This window comes from Actinomyces ruminis (assembly GCF_002154335.2).
In the GTDB taxonomy this organism is placed as follows: Bacteria; Actinomycetota; Actinomycetes; order Actinomycetales; family Actinomycetaceae; genus Actinomyces; species Actinomyces ruminis.
Genome location: NZ_MTPX02000040.1, coordinates 40,855 through 55,889, shown reverse-complemented (window position 1 = coordinate 55,889; position 15,035 = coordinate 40,855). Strand labels below are relative to the sequence as shown.

The 15,035-nt window shown below is 64.9% G+C and carries 14 protein-coding genes and 2 pseudogenes; 4 read left to right on the top strand and 12 right to left on the bottom strand.

What is annotated here, in order from left to right; genetic code table 11:
• From BW737_RS06910 to BW737_RS06885, 8 genes and pseudogenes are all read right to left on the bottom strand, one after another.
• Positions 1-864, bottom strand: coding sequence for a carbohydrate ABC transporter permease (locus BW737_RS06910; protein ID WP_257210577.1), 864 nt, complete (start codon positions 862-864; stop codon positions 1-3).
• A gap of 129 nt (positions 865-993) precedes the next feature.
• Positions 994-2,268 carry an ABC transporter substrate-binding protein gene (locus BW737_RS06905; RefSeq protein WP_086615005.1) on the bottom strand — a complete coding sequence of 425 codons (1,275 nt, stop codon included), beginning with the start codon at positions 2,266-2,268 and terminating at the stop codon, positions 994-996.
• 165 nt (positions 2,269-2,433) lie between these two features.
• The gene (locus tag BW737_RS06900; RefSeq protein ID WP_180272116.1) at positions 2,434-3,438 is read right to left on the bottom strand and encodes a LacI family DNA-binding transcriptional regulator; all 1,005 of its coding nucleotides are present in this window, start codon (positions 3,436-3,438) and stop codon (positions 2,434-2,436) included.
• Positions 3,439-3,650: 212 nt separating this feature from the next.
• Positions 3,651-4,484 (bottom strand): beta-galactosidase trimerization domain-containing protein, encoded by an 834-nt coding sequence (locus tag BW737_RS16790; RefSeq protein ID WP_257210588.1) that lies wholly within the window; start codon positions 4,482-4,484, stop codon positions 3,651-3,653.
• Between the two features lie 87 nt (positions 4,485-4,571).
• Positions 4,572-5,269 (bottom strand): annotated as a pseudogene (locus BW737_RS16785) (beta-galactosidase); the annotation flags it as partial.
• Between the two features lie 111 nt (positions 5,270-5,380).
• Entirely contained in the window at positions 5,381-6,325 is a 945-nt protein-coding gene (locus BW737_RS06890; RefSeq protein ID WP_338063883.1) for an extracellular solute-binding protein, read from the bottom strand.
• 20 nt (positions 6,326-6,345) lie between these two features.
• Positions 6,346-6,726: a hypothetical protein gene (locus BW737_RS16780; RefSeq protein WP_218961822.1), complete on the bottom strand. Its 381-nt coding sequence runs from the start codon at positions 6,724-6,726 to the stop codon at positions 6,346-6,348.
• A gap of 57 nt (positions 6,727-6,783) precedes the next feature.
• A complete protein-coding gene (locus BW737_RS06885) occupies positions 6,784-7,236 on the bottom strand; it encodes a hypothetical protein (RefSeq protein WP_086615007.1) in 453 nt (150 codons plus the stop codon).
• Positions 7,237-7,263: 27 nt separating this feature from the next.
• Here BW737_RS06885 and BW737_RS06880 point away from each other — a divergent pair, with 27 nt between their 5' ends.
• Entirely contained in the window at positions 7,264-7,461 is a 198-nt protein-coding gene (locus BW737_RS06880) for a hypothetical protein (protein WP_143233315.1), read from the top strand.
• A gap of 393 nt (positions 7,462-7,854) precedes the next feature.
• Here the strand turns inward: BW737_RS06880 and BW737_RS18035 are convergent, their stop codons facing one another.
• The 4 genes from BW737_RS18035 to chvE form a co-directional block, all read right to left on the bottom strand.
• Positions 7,855-8,397: an ABC transporter permease subunit gene (locus BW737_RS18035; RefSeq protein WP_338063882.1), complete on the bottom strand. Its 543-nt coding sequence runs from the start codon at positions 8,395-8,397 to the stop codon at positions 7,855-7,857.
• Positions 8,304-9,035, bottom strand: a complete 732-nt coding sequence (locus BW737_RS18030) for an ABC transporter permease subunit (protein WP_257210575.1) — start codon at positions 9,033-9,035, stop codon at positions 8,304-8,306. Before BW737_RS18030 ends, BW737_RS18035 begins: the two co-directional genes overlap by 94 nt.
• A 5-nt stretch (positions 9,036-9,040) precedes the next feature.
• Complete coding sequence (gene mmsA, locus BW737_RS06870; protein WP_257210586.1) at positions 9,041-10,603, bottom strand: multiple monosaccharide ABC transporter ATP-binding protein; 1,563 nt, start codon at positions 10,601-10,603, stop codon at positions 9,041-9,043.
• 67 nt (positions 10,604-10,670) lie between these two features.
• Positions 10,671-11,801 (bottom strand): multiple monosaccharide ABC transporter substrate-binding protein, encoded by a 1,131-nt coding sequence (chvE, locus tag BW737_RS06865; protein ID WP_086615010.1) that lies wholly within the window; start codon positions 11,799-11,801, stop codon positions 10,671-10,673.
• Between the two features lie 291 nt (positions 11,802-12,092).
• On the opposite strand from chvE, the gene BW737_RS06860 reads away from it, so the two are divergent.
• From BW737_RS06860 to BW737_RS06845, 3 genes and pseudogenes are all read left to right on the top strand, one after another.
• Complete coding sequence (locus BW737_RS06860; protein WP_143233314.1) at positions 12,093-12,587, top strand: hypothetical protein; 495 nt, start codon at positions 12,093-12,095, stop codon at positions 12,585-12,587.
• A 55-nt stretch (positions 12,588-12,642) separates the two neighbouring features.
• Positions 12,643-13,733 (top strand): annotated as a pseudogene (locus BW737_RS18025) (IS1380 family transposase); the annotation flags it as partial.
• A gap of 165 nt (positions 13,734-13,898) precedes the next feature.
• Positions 13,899-14,723, top strand: a complete 825-nt coding sequence (locus tag BW737_RS06845) for a hypothetical protein (protein WP_143233313.1) — start codon at positions 13,899-13,901, stop codon at positions 14,721-14,723.
• The last annotated feature ends 312 nt before the right edge of the window (positions 14,724-15,035 follow it).

The following is a 15,035-nucleotide window of genomic DNA, read 5'->3' as shown; positions in this document are numbered from 1 at the left end:
TCAGTCCTCTCCTCTCATGGACCAGGCCAGGTAGGGGACCACCAGGCACAGCGAGAGAATCAGTAGGACGGTGGCGACGGCGCCGCCGGCCCCGAAGTTGTGGTTGGAGAAGGACTGCTGGTAGGACCACAGGGCCAGGACCTGGCTGGACTGCGCCGGCCCGCCCCCGGTCATGCCGACGACCAGGTCGTAGACCTTCAGCGAGTTGATGATGGTCAGGATGACGACGACGATCGTCGTCGGCCGCAGCGCCGGCCAGGTTACGTTGCGGAAGACCTGCCAACGACCGGCGCCGTCCACCTTGGCGGCATCCACGAGTTCTGCCGGTACCGACTGCAGTCCGGCGAGGAAGAGCACCATATTGAAGCCGACTCCCTGCCACACCGAGGCAACGAAGATGGAGTACAAGGCGGTACGCGGATCGCCCAACCATTCATGCGCCAGGCCGCCCAGGCCGATCGCCTCGAAGGCCTGGTTGATGACGCCCATGGTGGGGTTGTAGATCCACCGCCAGATGGCCGCCACTGTGATCGAGGCGAAGACACTCGGGATGTAGAAGATCGAGCGGAAAGCGTTACGCCCCCAGATGCGCTGATTGAGCGCAAGGGCCATCAGCAGGGAAAGCACCATGGGAATCGCGACGGAGAGCACCACCCAGATCATGGAGTTCCTCAGGGCGGTCCAGAAGACGGTGTCCTGGGTAAGCAGGTACCGGTAGTTCTTGAGTCCGACGAACTCCTGCGGGGCGGTGGCGTAGCCGGACCAGGAGAAGAAGGACAACCGTACCGAGTCGATCATCGGATACAGCAGGAAAATGCCGTACAAGAAAACCGCCGGCGCCAAATAGGGTAGGGAACGCAGCACACGGTGCTGCTTGATGGCCCGTGGAGGCGCGGAGGCCGTTTGAAGTGTTGCCATGGGGAGTTCTTTCGCTGAGGTTGTTGCACGGATCGGACCTGATCGGGCCCGACCATTCGCGCGGTACAGGCCCGATCAGGAGTTGGCGTCAATGAACTTCTGCATGGCGGGTCCCGCATCCTCGGGCAACATGTCACCTATGAGGACAGCGTTCTGGATGCGCCAGTATTCGGTCGTCTCGTCCAGGCTGAGGGCCTGGTCGAAGTTGTTGTACATCTCTTCGGAGGAGTCCAGGATCGGCGGCCAAAGCGCGTCGAGCGGATTGTCCTCCGAGACCTCGACGTCCTTGTTCACACTCACCGCAGCCCAAGCCCCGCCGCTACCGCTCATCTGCTCGGCCGAGGTGACAAAGTCGAGGAAGGACGCGGCCAGGTCGGCCTTTTCGGTGTTGGCGTTGATGTAGAAGCCCTCGCCGAATCCGTACAAGCGGCCGGTGCCGGTGGGGAAGGGGAAGATACCCACCTCTTCGGGATCCATGCCGTTATCCACGCACTGGGCATCGAACCAGGTGCCCTCCAGGGCCATGGCGGCCTGCCCGTTCCAGAACAGGAGGCTGGAATCGTCGTTGGAGATGGACATGTAGCCGTTGTTGAAGTAGTTGTCCGCCCAGGTCTTTAGTTCGGCAAAGGCCTCGGTAACACCAGCCTCGGTGTCCCAGCCCGTCTTGTCGGTGACCAGAGTCCGGGCGATGTCGGCGCCGCACTTGGTCTCTATCAGAGAGTCGAGCAGGCGCATAACGTGCCAGTTCACGGTACCACCGAACTCGATCGGCGTAATGCCAGCAGCCTTAAGAGCCTCACAGGCGGCGATGAGTTCATCGTAGGTAGTCGGCTCGGCGGTGATGCCAGCCTGCTCGAAGAGGGTTTTGTTGTAGTACAGGCCCTGCGCCTGCAAGGTCCAGGGCACGCCGTGGTAGCCGCCGTACTGGGTGATGCCCGCGAGAGAGGCCGCGGTGAAGCGGTCCTCCCAGCCGTACTGCGCGTAGTAGTCGGTCAGGTCCAGGCTCATGCCGGCATCAACGAGGTCACCGCCGAGTCCCGGGCCCTCCCAGTACCAGTAAATGTCCGGCCCAGCTTTGGTACCGGAGACCTGCCGCATGGACTCCTTCAAGTCATCCGTGGAGTGAGTCTCATAGTTGACCGTGATGTCGTTGGCCTCCTTGAAGGCAGCTACCAGTCGGTCTATGTCCTGCTTCTGTGAGTCCTCGAGCGCGCCCAGCCAGAGGGTGAGCGAGTCCGTACCGCCTCCCGACGATCCTCCTCCCTGGCGGCCGCAGGCGGCGAGAGCGCCGGTGGCGAGGAGGGCGGCGCTAAGGCCGAGGGCGTGGCGGCGGGTGAGCGTTGCTTTCATGATGTCCCCTTGACGGTGGGGCCGCCGTGCGGCGTCAGTGCTACACGACAGCGCGAAACGAATGCTCATTCAACAGTGAATGAATGCTGTTAAGCATAACACCCACGCCGCACCTGTCAAGGCCTCGCACACTCCAAACGGATACCGAATCCCCAACTCTTCCGTTTATACCCGGCAGGCGGAACTGCCGGTGGTCGATGCGCGCACAATCAGTTCCGGTTGCGGGACACCGACGTCGGCCTCCTCCCCGCCGGCACGGGACACGGCCCGACGCAGAGCGGCCTCCCCGATCCGCTCGAAGTCGATGCGCGCGGTCGTGAGTGGCGGATCCATGAACTGTGCATCGGGCATGTCGTCGAATCCCGCGATGGCGTAGTCGCGGGGCGCCAGGACGCCCCGCTGCCGCAGCTCGCTGATGAACCCCAGGGCGATAGTGTCACTTCCAGCGAACACGGCGGAAAACGATCCCACCTCAGCCCGCCGAGCACACTCGGCCCCGGAGGCGGCATCCCACTCCCGACTCTCCAGCACCGGCAGTCCCTCTAGGCCGGCCGCTTTCATTTCCGCCTCGTAGGCACGCCGACGGGCAAGCGCCTGTGCCCGGTCGGACGGCCCCGATACGTGCAATATCCGGCGATGCCCCAACGCGATCAGGTGCCGCATCACCGCGCAGGAGGCCTCATAGGAGTATGCACCGACGGCGTCGACGTCCCTGTCCGGCAATTCGGCCAGGGTCACCACCGGGACCGCGCCGTTGACGTAGTCAATGATCCGCTTGATGCTGCCGTAAGGGGAGCCCACAATAAGGGCATCCACGCGCATGGACAGTAACGTGTCCACCTCCGTCAGGAGAGCGGACCAAGACTCGGCACTCGCGGCGGGATCGCTCTCCATGTGGGAGATCATCACCGCCTGGCTGGCCTCCCGGGCCGCCCGCGTCAGGCCGCTCATGATCCCGGCATTACCGTAATTGAGCGGGCCGAGCAGCACCAGCCCGATCAGATTGGTGCGTTCGGCCTTCATCTGGAGCGGTAGGCGATTGCGCACGTATCCCAAAGCACTCACCGCGGCTTCCACGCGCTCCCGCGCGTCGGCGGAAACGTATCCGCCGTTGAAATAGCGCGAGACGGTCTGCGCGGAGACCCCGGCGGCACGGCCAACGTCGACCATGCTTGGGCGTCTGCCTGCCGCGCGAGCCATGCTGTTTGAGTTCCTCTCTCGGGTGCACCCGGCCGCACCGAGTCACGCCATAACCCGTATCTACTACACGCTCAGGATAACCAGCCCCTCGACCGCTCACCGCGACCCGCCATCGTCCAGGTCGCACTTCAGTCGCGCTGCCGTGAGGAGGGCGAATGATCCCGGCTGGGTATCCAGGCGCCTCAACCGCGCGGCACCCGTACGACGACGGCGTCACTCGCGCCGAGCGATTCTGCTCCTCTCAGCACAGTCTCACCGAGCATCCCGGCCACATCGACGGCCGTCCCGAGGTCGCGGTTCCCACGGTTCGTGAGCGTCCAGTAGTCGGCCGCATCGCCGCGGCGGACGGAAGCGATCGCCTGACCGCGCAGCGATTCGGGCAGATCCGGCTCGATCCCCGCTTCGGCGAGCAACTCCTCAACCAACCCGGCCAGGCCCTCGCCCTCCAGGCGCGTGGACACATAGGTCGCCGAGCCCGCACCCACCGTGCGCCGCGTGACGGCGGGTGTGCCCGGCTCAATGCCGCGGGCCCGCTCATAGCGACGCAGCACCCGGACGTCGGGATCAACAGTGTCCACCCGCTCGGTCCACATGCGCCCGATCGCGCCGCCGGACAGAGTCGCATGGTCGCCGTCGAGCAGGGGGCCGAACTCCTCCACGCGGATGCCCAGCAGCTCGCGCAGCGCGCCGGGGTAGCCGCCGAGGATGACGTGATCGTGCTCGTCCACCGTCCCGGAGAAGTAGGTGGTCACCAGGTGGCTGCCGCCCGCGACGATGGCGCACAGGCGCTCGGCCAGATCGGCGGGCATGACGTGCAGCAATGGCGCGACGACAAGGTCATAGCCCTCCAGGTCGTTGCGCGCTGTGACGACGTCGACCCGTAGCCCCGCTGCGACCAGCGCCCGGTACCAGTCCAGCGCCTGGCCGCGGTAGTCCAGGCGCGTGTGCGGCAGGAACTCCTGCGTCAGCGACCACCAGGACTCGTAGTCGAAGACGACCGCGGCGCGGGCGGGCAGCGCGGGACTGCCGGTTACCTCGGCCAGATCCTCCAGGCTCTTGCCCAGGGCGACGACGTCGCGGAACAGGCGCGAGTCCTCACCGGCGTGTGGGAGCAGGGCGGCGTGATACTTCTCGGCACCCGCGCGCGAGGCCCGCCACTGGAAGAAGCAGATGGCATCGGCGCCGTGGCCCAGGTGTGTCAAGGAGTCGCGCATCAGTTCGCCGGGCAGTTTGGACGGATTGACAGGCCGCCAGTTAACCGCCGAAGTTGAGTGCTCCATGAGCCACCAGGGCCGTCCCTGCATGATGGCGGAGGTGAGCGAGGCGGAGAAGGCGAGCTCATCGATGCCGCCGGGGCGCGGGTCCAGGTAGTGGTCGTTGGAGACAAAGTCGACGGCGTCAACCCAGCCGGATAGTCCATGGCGGCGGTGTCGCCCATGACCATGAAGTTGGTGGTGATGGGGATGTCTGGAGTGATCGCGCGCAACACCGCGCTCTCGGCGCGCAGGTAGTCGCGCAGCGCGTCGGAGGAGAAGCGCCGGAAGTCGAGCAGTTGGCTGGGGTTCGGCTCGGAGGCTGCCAGGCGGGGCGGAAGGATCTCCTCCCACTGATAGTAGGTCTGCGACCAGAAGGCCGTCCCCCAGGCGTCATTGAGCGCTTCCAGGGTGGTATAGCGCTCGCGCAACCAGGTGCGGAAAGCAGCGGCGGCATCCTCGGAGTAGTCGTAGGCATTGTGGCAGCCGAGCTCGTTGCTCACATGCCAGGCGATCAGCGCGGGATGGTCGCCATACCGCTCGGCCATGCGGCGCGTCAGTTCCAAGGCATAGCGGCGGAAGACGGGTGAGGTGGGGCGCGGCGGCACGTCGGAGGCAGGACCTGTGCCCCGCCCGCCGGTGCGCCGCCCCGGGGCGGGTCAGGAGACCGCGAAGCCCTGCTGGTTGCCGTAGGTGATGCAGGCCTGCTGCCAGGCGGACAGGCCGTCGGCGATGGAGGTGGTGCCCTTGGACTCGTAGGCCTTGCCGACCGAGTCGTTGAAGATCGAGTTGGCGTAGGCCTGGAAGGGCAGGAATGACCAGCCCTCGGTGACGGCTTCGGCGGATTCGGCGAAGACCTCATTGGCCTTCTGCCCGCCGAAGTAGTCAAATTGGGTGCCCAGGAACTCCTCGCTGGTCAGGTCTGCGGTGGTGGCCGGGAAAGCGCCGTTGGCGATACGGCTGGCGACTCCGGCCCCGGCGTTGGCGTACTCGATGAAGTGGTAGGCCAGCGCCTGCTTGTCGCTGGCGGCGGTCACCGCCAGCGAGGAGCCGCCCATCTCCGAGGAGGCGGTCTCCCCCGCTTCCCAGGACGGCAGCGGCGCCACCCGCCACTTGCCGGCTCCGGCCTCGACGCCGCCGACGAATGATGCCGGCATCCAGGCTCCCATGGCGAGGGAGGCGATGGTGCCGTCCCCCAGGCCCCGGTACCACTCGTCGGACCAGTCGGCGCAGGGGTACAGCAGCTCCTCCTTGATGAGGGTGGTCCACAGCTCGGCGTACTTCTGGGAGGCCTCCTCGCTGAAGTCAATGCCAACTGTGGTGCCGTCCACCGTGTAGGGGCGCGCCCCAGCCTGCCACAGCAGGGAGAGCGTCTTGACCGCGTCGCCAATGTCGTTGGCGATGTACTGCTTAGGATTGGCGGCATGGATGGCGCGGGCGGCGTCGAGGTACTCGTCCCAGGTGGTGGGGACCTCGACGCCGGCCGCGTCGAATACCTCCTTGTTGTAGAACAGCGCCATCGGCCCGGAGTCCATGGGCAGGCCGAAGATGCCATCAGCGGAGGCGACCGACGACCAGGGGCCGGAGGAGTAGGAGTCGGCCAGGTCGGCGGCGCCAAACTGGGTCAGGTCCGCGAGCGACTCAGACAGGGAGAACTGCGGCAGAGCGTAGTACTCGATCTGGCGATGTCGGGGATGCCGGACCCGGCGGAGATGGCGTTTTGCAGCGCCGTGTACTCCTCGACATTGGTGCCGGCGTTGACCAGCTCGACCTTCACATTTGGGAAGTCATGCTGGTACTCGGCGACGACGTCGGTGAGCGTAGGTTCCCAGGACCACACGAGCAGCTCCCCGCCGGCCGCGGCGGCGTCCGCCGCGGCCGAGGGGTCGACTTCCGCGGTACCACCCGTGTCCGAGTCGGAGCCGGAGCAGGCTGCGAGGGTGAGGGCTAGGGCAGAGGCCCCCAGAGCGGACAAGGCGCTGCGGCGGGTCAGATCAACGGACATGGTGCAACCTTTCCTCTTGATTCGAGCGGAGCGTCGGTAGTGGGGCGCGCGACGCGGTCAGGAGACCGTGAAGCCCTGCTGGTTTCCGTACGTGATGCAGGCCTCCTGCCAGGAGGCGAGGCCCTCGGCGATCGTGGTGGAGCCGCCCGTCGTGTAAGCCTTGCCCACGTGGTCGTTGAAGATCGAGTTCGCGTAGACCTGGAAGGGTAGGTAGGTCCAACCGGGCAGCACATCCTTGGCGGCCTGGGACAGGACCTCGTTGGCCTTCTGGCCCCCGAAGTACTCGAACTCCTTGCTCAGGAACTCCTCGGAGTCGAGCTCGGCCGTCGTGGAGGGGAAGGCCCCGCCGTCGATGCGGATCTGGATGCCGTCCTGGGCGGAACAGAACTCGACGAAGGAGTAGGCCAGAGCCTGCTTGTCGGAGGCGGCCATGACCGCCAGGGAGGAGCCGCCGTTCTCGGCGCAGGCGGGGGTGTCGGCGTCCCACCGGGGTGGGGGGCCACCCGCCACTTGCCAGAGGCGTTCGGCACGGAGGAGGTGAAGTTGCCGGGCATCCAGGCGCCGGTGACCAGCGTGGCGATGGTGCCGTCGCCCAGGGCCTGGAACCACTCGTCGGTCCACCCGGAGATCGGCGCGAGCAGCCCCTCCTTGATCATGGTGGTCTGGAGTTCGGAGTACTTCTCGGCCTCATCCGAGGAGAAGTCGATGGTGACGTTGGTGCCGTCAACCGTGTAGGGCTGGACTCCCGCCTGCCACAGGCCGGAGAGGGTCGCGCCCGTTACCGGAGACGTCGACCAACACGGATCCCGAGTGCGACATGTCGTAGTGGGCCGTAGGAGCAGGAACCCCATCGGCAGCCACCGCGGTCGCAGCATATGCGATGTTTGCGCAAACAGCAAGGCCGCCCGTACGTTCTCCGCATGCTGCCTCCCCAGCCTCGCCGAGCTGACGCGACTCGACACGCCGAGTACTGGATCACCGCCGGCCCACCCGGGATGCCGGGAGACCCTCCGGGGCCGTCGTCCGGCCCGCGCGCCATACAGACACGCTCAGATACGAAAGGTGGTCGGCAGCTGCTCGAGCTGCCGACCACCCCGTAGTCATCCCGGTGACGAACTCGCCACTCCGTTACACGGCACTGCGGCGCTTGCCGACGATGTCCACCGCGACGGCGAGCACCAGCACCAGACCCTTGATGGCCTGCTGCCAGGCGGAGTCCACGGCCATGATGGACAGCCCCATGTTGAGCACGCCCATGATCAACGCACCGATGATGGCACCCGATACGCGCCCCACGCCGCCGGAGACTGCGGCCCCGCCGATGTAGGCCGCTGCGATGGCGTCCATCTCATACAGGTTGCCAGCGGTGGAGACCGCAGCGCCGGCGCGAGAGGTGGTGACGATGGCCGCCAGCGAGGCGAGGAAGCCCATGTTGACGAAGACCAGGAAGTCCACACGCTTGACGTTCACGCCGGACAGTCGGGCGGCCTTCAGGTTGCCGCCGACGGCGTAGATGTGGCGTCCGAACACGCTCTTGTTCATGACGAAGGAGTAGATGAGGATGACCGCGCCGACGATCACCAGGACGATCGGCGTGCCGCCGGCCGAGTACGCGAGCAGCATGGTGAAAAAGCCGATCGCGGCAGCGAATACCACCAGGCGCAGCGCCACCACGCCGGCGGAATCCACCGCCCGACCCGCGGCGCGATTGCGGCGCCGCGAGCGCAGCTGGGTGAACACCAGGCCGGCGATGGCGAGCAGGCCGATGAGGATGGTGACGCGTCATAGTTCTTGAAGTACCCCAGCCAGGCTGGCAGCGAGCCGTTGGCAATGCTGACGAAGGGCGCGGGCAGCCCGGACACGGTGCGCTGTACCAGCACCACGGTGAGCCCGCGGAAGATGAGCATGCTGCCCAGGGTCACGATGAAAGCGGGGATCTCCATGATCGCCACCCAGAAGCCCTGCCAGCAACCGATGAGCAAGCCGATCACGATCGCCACCAGCACCGCGAGCGGCCAGGGCACGCCGGAGTTGACCACCAGCAGCCCGATGACGCCGCCCACGAAGCCGACGATCGAGCCGACCGACAGGTCGATGTGCCGGGCGATGATGATCATGACCATGCCGACCGCCAGGATCATCACATAGGCGTTCTGCTGGATCAGGCTGGCGACGTTGTTGGGTGCCAGCAGCAGCCCACCGGTCAGGATCTGGAAGAAGATGATGATGGCGACCAGAGCGGCCAGAATGCCGTACTGACGCAGGTTACGTCCCAGGGATTCGCGCAGCTTGGTGCCGGTTGAGCTCATTTGGTTCACTTCTCCGTCCCTTCCTGATCCATGTGCGGCGCGGGCTCCTGCCCGCCGGCGTCCTTCTCGATGGTCATGAGCTTCATAAGGTTCTCCTGGGTGGCCTCGGCGCGAGGCAGCTGCCCCGTGATCCGGCCTTGGCTCATCGTGTAAATGCGGTCGCATATCCCCAGGAGCTCGGGCAGCTCCGAGGAGATGACGAGAATGGCCTTGCCGGAGTCGGCCAGATTGTTGATGATCTGGTAGATCTCGTATTTGGCGCCGACGTCGATGCCGCGGGTGGGTTCGTCGAGTATGAGTACGTCGGGGTCTGAGAACATCCACTTGGCCAGGACGACCTTCTGCTGGTTTCCGCCGGAGAGGGAGCCGACCGGGGTGGTCAGCGAGGTCGTCTTGGTGCGCAGTTCGCGCCGGTAGCGTTCAGCCACCTCCGCCTCTGCAGCGTCGTCGACGATGCCGCGGGAAGAGACCTTGTCCAGGGCTACCGCCGTGGTGTTGGTCTTGACGTCCTGGATCAAGTTCAGGCCGAGTACCTTGCGATCCTCGGTGACGTAGGCCAGGCCGTTGTCGATGGCCTGCCGCACGGTGGCGGTGGAGATCTCCTTGCCGTCCTTGTAGACCTGACCGGAGATGTCGGTGCCCCAGGAACGCCCGAACAGGCTCATGGCCAGTTCGGTGCGCCCGGCCCCCATCAGCCCGGCGAGTCCGACGATTTCTCCGCGGCGCAGGGTCAGGGCGGCGTCGTCGACGACCGCGCGGGAGGTGTCGATGGGATGGTGCGCGGTCCAGTGCTCAATCCTGAGCACCTCCTCCCCTACCTGCGAGGTGTGCTCGGGGAAGCGACTGGACAGCTCGCGTCCCACCATGAGGCGGATGATCTCGTCCTCGTCAATCGCGCCTTCGCCGTGCAATGGGGCGGTGCCGACGGTGCGGCCGTCACGGATGATGGTGGTGCGGTCGGCGATGCCGGCCACCTCCGCCAACTTATGGGAGATCATCACCATGGTGATGCCGCGCTCGCGCAGCCCTCGCATTAGGTCGAGCAGGTGGGCGGAGTCGTCGTCGTTGAGGGCGGCGGTGGGCTCGTCCAGGATGAGCAGGCGCACATCCTTGGACAGGGCCTTGGCTATCTCCACCAGCTGCTGCTGGCCCACACCGAGGTCCGCAACACGGGTCTGCGGGCGGATGTTCAGGCCAACCTCCCGCAGCAGTTCGGCGGCCGCCTCGTTGGTGGCGTCCCAGTCGATGATGCCGCGGGTGGCCTTCTCATTGCCCATGAAGATGTTCTCGGCCACGGACAGATAGGGGCTCAGCGCGAGTTCCTGGTGGATGATGACGATGCCGACGGCCTCGGAGTCGCGGATAGAGCGGAACTCGCGGACCTGACCGTCGTAGACGATGTCGCCGTCGTAGGTGCCCCGGGGCCAGACCCCGGAGAGCACATTCATCAGCGTGGACTTTCCGGCGCCGTTCTCACCGCAGATGGCCAGGATCTCGCCGCGGCGGACCTCCAGATTGACGTCATCCAGCGCTTTGAACGCGCCGAAGGCCTTGGTGATGTGCCGCATTTCGAGGATGGCGTCCGCGGACGGCGGCGCTTCCTGGGCGAGCGCGGAGGCACGCGGGCTCTCGGACTCAGTAGCCATTACAGCCCCACCTCGCAGCGGTGTAGTAGCCGGAGTCGACCAAGACCTCGCGGACGTTGTCGGCGTCGACAGTCACCGGGTCGAGCAGATAGGACGGCACCACCAGTTGGCCGTTGTCGTAGGACTCGGTGTCATTGACCTCTACTTCCTGTCCCCGGGCGATCTGGTCGACCATGGTGGCGCAGCGCTCCCCCAGCAGGCGGGTGTCCTTGAAAACCGTCATGGCCTGGCGGCCCTTCACGATGTTGGACACGTTGGCCTGGTCGGCGTCCTGCCCGGTAAGAACGGGCCAGTTGTCGTCGTTGTAGCCGGCCGACGCCAAGGCCTGTCCGATTCCCAGGGCGATGGCATCGTTGGGAGAAAGGATGACGTCGACGCGCTTGGCGGTGGAGTAGAAGGAGTTGAGCCGGTTCTCCATCTCCGCCTGAGCAGTGGTGTTGGACCAGGCCTGGATGCCGATGGACTGCCAGTCGTCCACGCTCGAGGGCAGCTTGCCCGAGGGGCACACGAGCTTGCCGGACTCGATGTAGGGACTCAGCACATCCCAGGCACCTTCGAAGAAGAAGCGGGCGTTGTTGTCGTCCGGAGAGCCGGCGAAGGGCTCGAAGTTGAAGGGGCTGGACGCGTTCTCCAGGTCGAGAGCGTCGACGATGTACTGCCCCTGCATGGCCCCCACGTTGTAGTTGTCGAAGGTGACGTAGTAGTCGACTGCCTTGGTGTCCCGGATGAGGCGGTCGTAGGCGATGACCTTGATCCCGAGGCTGGCAGCGCTCTGGAGTACCGGCCCGAGCGCGGAGCCGTCGATCGCGCCGACGACGATCACCGCCGGCGACTTATTCAGCATAGTCTGGATCTGGGAGTTCTGCTGCTCGACCTTGTTGTCGGCAAACTGCAGCTCGACGGAGTAGCCGAGCTCCTCGAGCAGCCGTTTGAGGTTCTCGCCGTCGCGACTCCAGCGCTCCAGGTTCTTGGTCGGCATGGAGACGCCGATCAGCGCTCCTTCGCCGCCGCTGACGTCGCCGTAGTAGTCGGCCGTTCGCTCCGCGGTACACGCCGCCAGCAGCGCTGCCGCCGCGGCGGACCCTCCCACAATAAACGATCTGCGCGACAAATCATGCATTGAGGCCTCCTCGCCTCGGATCAGGTTGGCGAACCTTGCGGTCCATTTAGTTGCACGCTAGCACTTATACGGAGTCGCGACAACCCGCCGAGCAGCACCGAGGTCGCTCACGCCCCGGGAGCAGCCGAGACGTTGAGCCGCACCGGTACCAGACCCGACGCGCTTGCGTGTGGTGTGTCGGCGTGTGAGACTTTGTAACATCCTGATGACGAGCGCTTGCCCCTTTAGGAGTCACTGATGCGTCGTTTCCGTACGGGTTCATTCGGACTGCGTAGTGTTGCTGCAGGCGTTGTGGTGCTGCTGCTGGCTTGTGGGCCTCTGGTGGCGTGTTTGTCGGGTTCGGATGAGGGCAGTCTGGATATCCCTACTTATGACCCGGAGGCCTGGGCGTCGGCAGAGGCATCGGAGTCGGCTGCTGCTGCCGAGGCGTCAGCGTCGGCGGCAGCCTCGGTGGAGGCCGCAGGCATAGTCACTGCGGAGTCGCTGTCCACTGAGCGGCATGTGATCACGTCGATCCCGGAGGATCTGGATGAGAATCAGACCGAGATCCTCAAGGCGTTCGTCCACTATGACGAGGTGACCTGGAACGTCTGGTTCACCCGCACTGGCATCGAGGATGCCGAACCCCTCATGACCGCCGAGGCATACCAAAGACTTAAGAACAACGTGGACCAGACTGTCGCCGGACACACCGACGGTACGGTGAGAGTCGCGGTGACCTCGGTGTATCTGACGCCCCTCTACGATTCGCCGCCTAGCCTCGGGGTTTCGTGGTTGAGGGGCTGAGGCAGGGGTGAAGGTGTCGTTTCGCCTGGAATAATGCGGGTTGCTGAGATCCGTCATGTTTCAGGGGAAGGACACCTTCGAGGTGAAGACTACAGCAGGGTTGTACCCGTTGGTGGACGTCGAGACCGGCCGGGTCAACGCGCTCGCTCATGGTGGTGGAGTGCTGCTGACCGAGACGGTGCGCGCCTGCGGGCTGGACGTGCTGCTGTCACAGGCTCTGGCGCCGTAGTCCAAGCCGCTGGCGCGCCATGACCCGGCTAAGGTCGTCCTCGACCTGGCGCTGTCGCTGGCGGTCGGCGGCGACTGCCTGGCCGACGTCTCGCTCCTGCACGCCGAGCCGCAGGTGTTCGGGCCCGTGGCGTCGGCGCCGACGGCCGCTATCAGCGCCCAGCGGCCGCTGGTCATCGATATCGACGCCACCTTGGTCACCGCCCACTCTGACAAGGACGGGGCGGCACCGACCTTCAAGAATGGCTTCGGGTTCCACCCCTTGACCGCGTGGATCGACCATGGCCTCCAAGGGGCCGGCGAGAACGCCGCGATCATGTGCGGCCCGGAAACGCGGGATCGAATACCGCCGCCGACCATGAGGCTGTCATCGCCGCGGTGCTGGCCCTGGTGGGCCTGGGACCCAGCCCCGGACGCAAGGTGCTCGTGCGCATCGACGCCGCTGGTGGGACCAAGGCCACCCTGGCCGCCCTGGAGCGCAGACGGGTGTCCTACAGCGTCGGATTCACCCTGCCCAGTGACATGTCGCGGATCTACAGGCTGATCCCCGCCCAGGCTTGGACCCCTGCCTACAACGCCGACGGGGACCCCCGCGAGGCGGCGGACGTGGCAGAGCTGACGGACCTGCTCGACCTGGACGGGTGGGCCAAGGCCATGCGTGTCATCGTGCGCCGCGAAAGACCGCACCCCGGCGCCCAGCTCAGGTTCGACGACGTCGACGGCTACCGGCTGACCGCCTTCGCGACCAACACCAGGACCGGCCAGCTCGCCGACCTGGAGGCACGCCACCGTCAGCGCGCCAGATGCGAGGACCGTATCCGCTGCGCCAAGGACACCGGGCTCGATCACATGCCACTGCAGGCCTTCACGGCCAACCGCATCTGGTGCCAGGTCGCGGCCCTGGCCTGCGACGTTCTCTGAAACATCAAGGCTAGCCGCAGCCCCGAACCCTCCAGCCCCAAAACTCATCCCATCGGCTCATCCCATTGACGGACATTTCAACGCCCCATTGACGGGCGAAGCACACTGCATATACGCTAGTCAATACACGCGATGAAGCGTAACACGAAAGGACCCACCCTGATGACAACAAAGCATCCTAGCAGAAGAATTAGTGTCGCCTGCCTCGCGGCCGCCATATTCTTCACAATGTCAACCAATGTCGGAGCGATCGAACAGTCACCGGAACAGGTGACAGAAGATCTAGTTGCCGAAGCACTCGCAAACGTCAAGGACCATGATACGACCCTCATTTCCCAGCCGATCAACTCACAAGGAACTGGAATAACCAGTTTGGGCGGCGGAACGATTGATGTACCTGTAGACGGAAATGAAGGAATCACCTTCATCGACGAGGACGGCACATCGATTAACATCCAGCTCCCCGACATCGCAGACGCGGAAGGCGCCGAAGTTCTTAGCGATGGCACGGTGGTGTTCCCCGACGAGGGAGCCGCAAACTCCGTAATCATAACAGACCGCGGAGTTCAGATGCTCACTACGATCAATGACAGCGACGCCCCTACGCGATACTCGTACGACATCGACCTTCAATCCGACCAACACATTGAGCTCATTGATGGCGGTGCGGTTGTTGTCGACGAAGATGGGACAGCGGTCCTTGCTGCGGGCTCGGCATGGGCAACCGACGCCGAGGGGAAGAATATCCCCACCTGGTACGAGATTGATGGGAACACGCTCACGCAGGTGATCGACCATACATCCATAGAGGACACCGTTTACCCGATCGTAGCAGATCCGATCTGGCTTGCACCCTGGATGGTCAAGTGTCTTGTCGGCATCGGAATAGCAGGCCCGCAGATTACTGCGATCGCCTCAATGGGAAACCCAGCATCAATTCTCACAGCCTTCGGACGAGGAGCATTTGCCTGCGTAGTCGGGAGGTGAATCGAGATGATATTCATGCGACCGCGAGCCGCGGATCTTGCCTCCAGAATCCGAGTTATCGATGCGCAAATCGCTTCACACCCACTCGGCTCTGATCGAGTGCGTGCGGCCCACCGCATCATTGAGGAGTGCAATCGCGATGAGGATAGTGCGAGTCGCGAACTGGAGCGGATGGGCTTACCGAGTTTGCAAGAGCTCGGCTTACTCCAGGTCCGGCACACATTGAGTTGGTGGCGCCTTCACCGCAAGCGCAAGATACTGATCCGCCGTCTGGCGCGTCTGCACGGTTGACCCGCACGCGAGTTGCTTTCA